Below are 6,269 nucleotides of genomic sequence, written 5' to 3'. Positions count from 1 at the left end.
CCACCAGAGGGGTTCGTGCAGCGACGCCGTCTCGTACTCGAACCAGCCCTTCGGTGCGGGCACACCGGGCGGGACGAACACCAGCACCGGGATGACCGTTTCGGCGGCCGACACGCCGCCGTGGTACCCGGCGCGCCGGGCGAGGTAGCGGACCCGCTCGTCCCACGGCACGGTCACCTCGCCCCCGGTCGCGAGGACCCGCGGCCCGCGCACGGTGAGTTCGCCGTCCCCCGGGGGCCCGGACCGGTACCGAGCGGCCTCGGCTGTCACCGGCTGCGTGCCGTCGCGGTGGTCGAGCACGTGCCCGTGGTCGGAGGTGAGGACCACGGGACGGCCCGCGGCGGCCGCCTCGTCGAGCAGCCGAGGAAGGTAGTCGACCTGGTCGAGCCGCCAGGTCGGCGCGTTGACCCGGTAGTCGTCGGAGAGGGCCTCGTCGATGGTGTTGAGGACGACGCCGACGACGGTCCCGTCGTCGGCGATGGCGGTGCGCACCTTGTCCGAAAGTTGCGCCCCCGCCCCGGTGCCGAGGCCCGCCTTGTGGAACAGCTCGCAGCGGCGCCCCCGCCACAGCGCCCTGAAGCCGGCCCGCTCCCGCGACTGGCCACCGGAGGCGAGTTCGCCGCAGAGCAGGCTCGCGCGGGAGAACAGCGTCGCGGACGGGATGGTGGCCAGTGCCGGCTCCCGTCCGTCCGGTTCGCGGCCGACCTCCCGCCATGCCCGTGTCGCGGTGACCTCTTCGGCGAGCGCGCACGCGTCGGCGGCGCTCATGCCGTCCACGACGATGATCAGCGGTGCGGCGCGTTCGGCGACGGGCCGGGCGATCTTGTCGAGGAGCGTTTCGGCGAGCAGGAGGCGTTCGGGTGCGGCGGACGCCTCCGTCCACGCCGCGAGCCGGTCGGCGAAGACACGGTCGAGCTCCGACCTGCGAGCCCGGACCGCGTGGAAGACGTCGGCGTAGGCTCCCCGAGCCCGAGGGACGCGGCGGGTGTCGGCGTTGAACACCACCGTTACGGCCCTGTCCACCCAGCTCCAGGAGCGGACATGCCGGGACGCGCCCTCCGCGACCGTGCCGGGCGGAGCCTCCGGGGACGCCAGCCAGCGGACGAGCCGGACGGCGCAAACGGCCGCGTCCACCTCCGCTGCACGCCCTCCGAGACGGCGGTGCTCGCGCAGCGCGACCAGCGCCGCCTCGACCTCGGCCAGGTCTTCGGCGCGCGGCGCGGGCAGTACCGAAGCGAGTTCACCGGCCAGCGTCGCAAGACGGGCGTCCAGGCCCGCGTCCAGAACCTTGCTCGTGCCGGCCAGGCCGCCGGCGCGCAGCTCGGCGAGGATCTCCTCCGCGCGCGAGCACGCGAGCCCGGCCTCGGCCTCGTGGCCGTTGTCGTTCCACCGCAGGACGAGTGACTCCGCAGCCTCGGCGAACGCCCGCAGGGACGGCTCGTCCGGCGCCGTCCCGGCGAAGAACCGCTCTTCCGCGCGGACCCTGGCCTGCTCGGCCGCCTTTCCGCGCCTGGCCGCAGGCGCGTACAGCTCCGCCGCCGCGAGGCCGAACGGCACCGCGTCGCGCACCTGGCCGCCCGACAGGAGCCGCAACACCACTGTGGCGACCGGCCCGACCGACGATTGGAGCCAGCTCGCGAGCCCTCCGCGTTCCTCGGCGGGCAGCTGCGTGAACCGGCCGACCCGCAGGTCGTCACGGCTCCATTCCAGCAGCGCAGCCGCGTCGAGCCGTTCGTCCTCGTCCTTGCCGAACCGCGCCGCCGCCAGCCGCCGCAGCACGGTCTCCAGGCGCAGGACGGGCGCGTTGACGTGCTTCCATCCCGCTCCCGGCTGTGCGTCGATGAGCGCCTCGGCCATCCAGCGGTACTCCCTGGCGCTGAGCCGCGGATCGAGCCGCCGCGCCCCGAAGGCGTCCGCGACCAGGTCCCACCGGTTGATCGTACGGACCTCGTTGCCGAGTGCCTGCGCCAGTACCGAGTCGCCCAGTTCCTCCGGCTCCCACGGGGTCAGCGCCACCAGGTAGGTGTCCGGGTCCCGCGGCTCCTCGAGCGCTTCGAGGATGGACAGGACCGTGGGGCACGCCCGGACCACCGCCGTGACCTTCGCGCCGCCGTCGACGTTCACGGCGATCTCGGACGACGGGTGACGCCATTGCGGTGCCGCGCGCAGCAGCAGCACCCGCTCCCGCCCGGTGGACGGGCCGAACCTGTCGCGATGCGCGGCGGCCTTGCGCAGCGCGTGCCGCAGAGCCCCCTCCACGACGTTCGGATTCGCCTCGGGCACGGCGGTGTGCTCGCTCATTCGTGCACGGTCCGCCATGTTATTTCAAACGTGGCATTCGGATTGGCTTCGGCGCTCATGCGGATTTCCTCGATCACCTCGTTGATGTCGCCGGCATTGACCCGTCTGGTCCATGAGGCGTATCCGCTGCCTGATAGCTGGGAAGTCGCTACTAGTTTTCCGCCTCCGGAGTGACGCTCTTCGTGGTGGTGATGATCATCGTCGGTGTTGTCGATGATGAGGTCGACGGCGAGACTTTCGATCTCCTTGAGGGGGTCCTTGAGGGGGACGGTGTACTCGTCGCCGCGGGCGGTGCCGTGCAGGCGTTCCAGAAGTGCCGCCGCGCGTTCCTGCTTCGGGCCGGGCTCCGCCGCGAGGGAGGGGAGCCGGTCGAGGATCCGCCACTGGATCATGGGGAGCGTCCCGACCAGTTCCGGGGCGCTGTTCATGGCGGCCCGGTAGACCTCCCCGTCCGCGGTCAGGTCGGCGGACGCGAGCTTCTGGAGCAGCTTGGTCGGATCGGTCTCCGCCGCGAGCTGGTTGAGCAGCGCGGCGGCCGCCCTGGTCGTGACGAGGCGCGGGGCGTCGTCGGCCAGCCCCAGCGTGCCGCGATGGTCTGTGAGGAGCGTGGCGAGGTTCTCGGACGGTGTCAACAGGTCCCCGGCCCGGCCGCGGACGGCACTCGCCATGGCCTGGACGGCGCGGGCGGTGTTGACGGGCTGCCTGGAGACCCCGAAGATCGCTGCGGCCCGCTCGCCGGCGCGCTGGAACTCCTCCTCGCCGGGCAGTTCCTGGCGCCGCAGCACCATGTCGGCCTGGATCTCGCCGGGTTCCTGCGGGGAGATCTGCCGGTCGACGCGGAACCAGGAACGGTTGTCCTGCAGGGCGTAACAGGCGGTGATCAGATCGAGGATCAATGGCGGCAGACCCGGCTGCTCGTCCAGGATCCACTTACGCACATCGCGGACCATGACCTCCTGGACGGGGCGACCGCTCTGCGCGGCTCTGCGTCCCAGCAGCATCTTCCAGTCGTCGCGCAGGACGAAGACCTCGCTCACGGTGGCGATCCGCGCGGGGTGGGCGATGCGCTTGAGCACCGGCAGGTCGGTCCGGGGAACCTCCAGGCGGCCGACGCGGTTCTGCACCGCCTCCTCCACGGTCCGCAGGACGGTGGAGACCTCGCTCCTGCGGAACACCTGGCGGCGGCCGGTCGGGTCGAAGTCGGGGTGTTTGGGGTAGGCGTGGTCGAGGAGCTGCCCGGCGATGCGCTGCAGAGCGTCACCGAACGCGACGCCCGCCGGTGTGCGCAGCTCAAGGCGGGAGTCGAGCGCGACGACCGGCTCCTCGGATCTGGCGCCCAGGTCGGCCTCCTCGGGGCTGGCGAGGCCGTAGGCGCGGCGCAGGGCGGTGAGGAGCTTCTCGCTGAGCGCCGCCTGCCGGTTCCTCAGCTGGTTGCGGGCGTGCTCGCGGTCGTTCGCGGTCAGGGTCGCGGTCAGCTCGTCCAGCCGGTCGGCCCGTTCGAGCAGATAGTTGATGCGAATCAGGTCGCTCAGCTCGACGAGCCGGGCGCGGGACAGGAAAGAGGGCAGCCACGCCAGCGTCAGCGGCGGATCGGGCTTGTCCTGGAGTTCGCGCAGCCGCCGCCGGTCCTCGGCCGGGCCCTTGTCGCCCTCGTCGAACGGGTAGTCGACCACGACGCGCAGCGCGCCCGGCATCTCCGGCTCGAACTGCCCGTCCGGGAGCCGTTCGCGGTCCCGCACGTTGCCGAAGACCAGCTCGACGATCCGTTCGGTGCCCTTCCACACGGTCGGACGGGTGGTGACGAACTCACCCTTGTCCTGCGCGTCGAACTCCTTCCACAGCATCGCCTTGACCAGCCGGCGCTTGGCGGCGTCGTCATCGACGCGGGCGACGCTGCGCAGGATGCCGGCCGTGTCGACCCGGATCAACGAAACCTCGACCATCGGGTCGTCGCCGCTCGACACCTGGAACTCGCCGAACTCGCCTGCCAGGTCCCGCAGCGTCTTGGCCACCATCACCCGGTCCTGCCCGGGGAGCATCGTGACGATCGAGCCGTGGTTGAGAGCGGCCAGGCGACCGGCCGTCAGGGCGCGCAGCGCGGGCACGTTCGGCACCAGCGCGGCGAGCAGCAGCGTCTTGACGATCAGGTCGTCGGCCCGGAACGCGTGCCGCGAGGGCAGGTCGGCGAGCTGCTCGGGCGTCAGCCCGTGCTTGTCCAGCAGGTATGGCAGCAGGCGGCCGGTGTAGAAGTTCTTGGCCTGCTCGAACTCGCCGCGCAGCTTGTCGGTGAACGGACGGTCCGCGCCGCGCGCGAGCACGTCGTAGATCGCACCGAGCGGCATGAGCTGCCCGACCGGCAGGACGTCGCGGTAGTCGACCAGCAGTTGCTGCATCAGCTTCAGCGCCGTCCGCTGCCGCTGGAGCGCCGAAGAGATGTCGACCATCGCGTGCAGGAACGCCGGGCTGAACGGATACGTCGCGCGGAACGCCTCCGCGTCGGACGCCCCGCCTTGCGCGTCCAGCAGCGCGTCCCACACGTCCGACCTGGCGTTGGTGACCCGCTCGAACGCCGTGTCCAGGTCCTTCTCCGCCTCGGCGCTCTTGGGGCGCAGCAGGCGGGCCTTCACCACTGCCGGCAGGTTCCGGTCCTCCAGCTTGATCGTGTCGAACCGCCCGTCCCAGTATTTGAGCGTGTCGAACAGGCTCGCTGTCGTCGCGCCCGCGACGTCCCGTCCGACCAGGTCTCGCAGGTCCCGCTGCCGGGGGACGAAGCTGACGATCGGTGCGGGCCTGTCGTGCTCGGCCGATTCCACCAGCTTCGACACCTTCTGCGCCTCGGCCTGCACCCGCTCGATGTTGCCGATGTAGCCGGACAACCACAGCACCAGCTCGTCCAGCAGCAGGACGATCGCGTCGTAGCCGAGGACCTCCTTCGCGTGCCGGCTGATCTCGGCGAGCCCGCGGTCCAGCTCGATGAACGAATGGGTCCCGCTGACCGCGTCCGCGTACCGCCTGAAATGCGTGGCGACCAGATCCCCGACCAGCCGGCCGCGCTCGTCGTCACCGGGCTGCGCGGCCAGGGCCGCGTCGAGCTGCGCACTCGTCCAGCCGACCGCGTCCCACTCCTGCTCTTCCTCGGCCCCGGTCGACATGCCCGCGATGAACGCCTCGTCGCCCAGCGCCGCGCGCAGCTCCCGCGCGTCGGCGAGCAGCCCCTCGTCCCGGTAGACGGCGGGCAGCGGCGCCTCCGGGTGCAGCTCCCGCACATGACGGACGTAGCCGCCGAGCACCGCCGACTCCAGCGACACCGCCTCGATCATGTGGAACGGGACGAGTAGGAACTTGCGGCCTTTCAGCCAGTCCCGATGCCGGTGAAGGACGCTCTTGAGACCGTCCTTGCGCAGGGCCTCCGGCTCCTCTCGCAGGATCGCGTGCAGTACGGCCATGAAGTGGCTCTTGCCGGACCCGAACGAGCCGTCCAAGTACACGGCCCGTGACTGGCGCCCCTCCACCGTCGACTGGATGATCCCGAGCGCCTCGTCGAAGCACGCTTTCAGCTGATCGGTGACCACGTAGTCCCGGACCGTCGAGTCCGCCTCGACGCCCTTGGACAGCATGAGCACGAAGTCCCCTGCGAGGACCCGCTCAGGGATGTCGATCAGGTCCCGCAGCAACCGAACCGTCATCCTCGCCCGCTCCGTTCCTCGATCTTTTGAGCTTGCCGGACCCGTCCCAACAGGGGCCAAGGCTATAAGAACCGGCACCGTGCGGGCTGTCCCGGAGACGAGGAACTCATCAACCGTCCGCGAAGGTTTACTCCGGCCGGAAGACCGGGATCGAGTCAGGGCTAATGCGTTCTCAGGTAGTGAGATCGAGTAGTTGAAGTGCGTGGGTGGGGTGTGCCCGGTAGTGGTCGTTGGCGGCGGCGATGTTGGTCCAGCCCATGAGGTTGGCGAGGGCGATGGCCA

2 protein-coding genes are annotated in these 6,269 nt (G+C 70.9%); both read right to left on the bottom strand.

Features of this window, described 5'->3' with window-relative positions; all coding sequences use genetic code 11:
- The coding region (pglZ, locus tag E1285_RS42465) for a BREX-2 system phosphatase PglZ (RefSeq protein WP_165966999.1) at nucleotides 1-2,301 on the bottom strand (2,301 nt) is incomplete at its 3' end.
- Nucleotides 2,298-5,987, bottom strand: coding sequence for a phage resistance protein (locus E1285_RS42460; RefSeq protein ID WP_132160533.1), 3,690 nt, complete (start codon nucleotides 5,985-5,987; stop codon nucleotides 2,298-2,300). The genes pglZ and E1285_RS42460, both read right to left, overlap by 4 nt.
- Nucleotides 5,988-6,269: the final 282 nt, after the last annotated feature.

It is taken from the genome of Actinomadura sp. 7K507 (assembly GCF_004348425.1).
Classification (GTDB): domain Bacteria; phylum Actinomycetota; class Actinomycetes; order Streptosporangiales; family Streptosporangiaceae; genus Spirillospora.
This window is presented reverse-complemented; position numbering and strand designations above follow the sequence as displayed.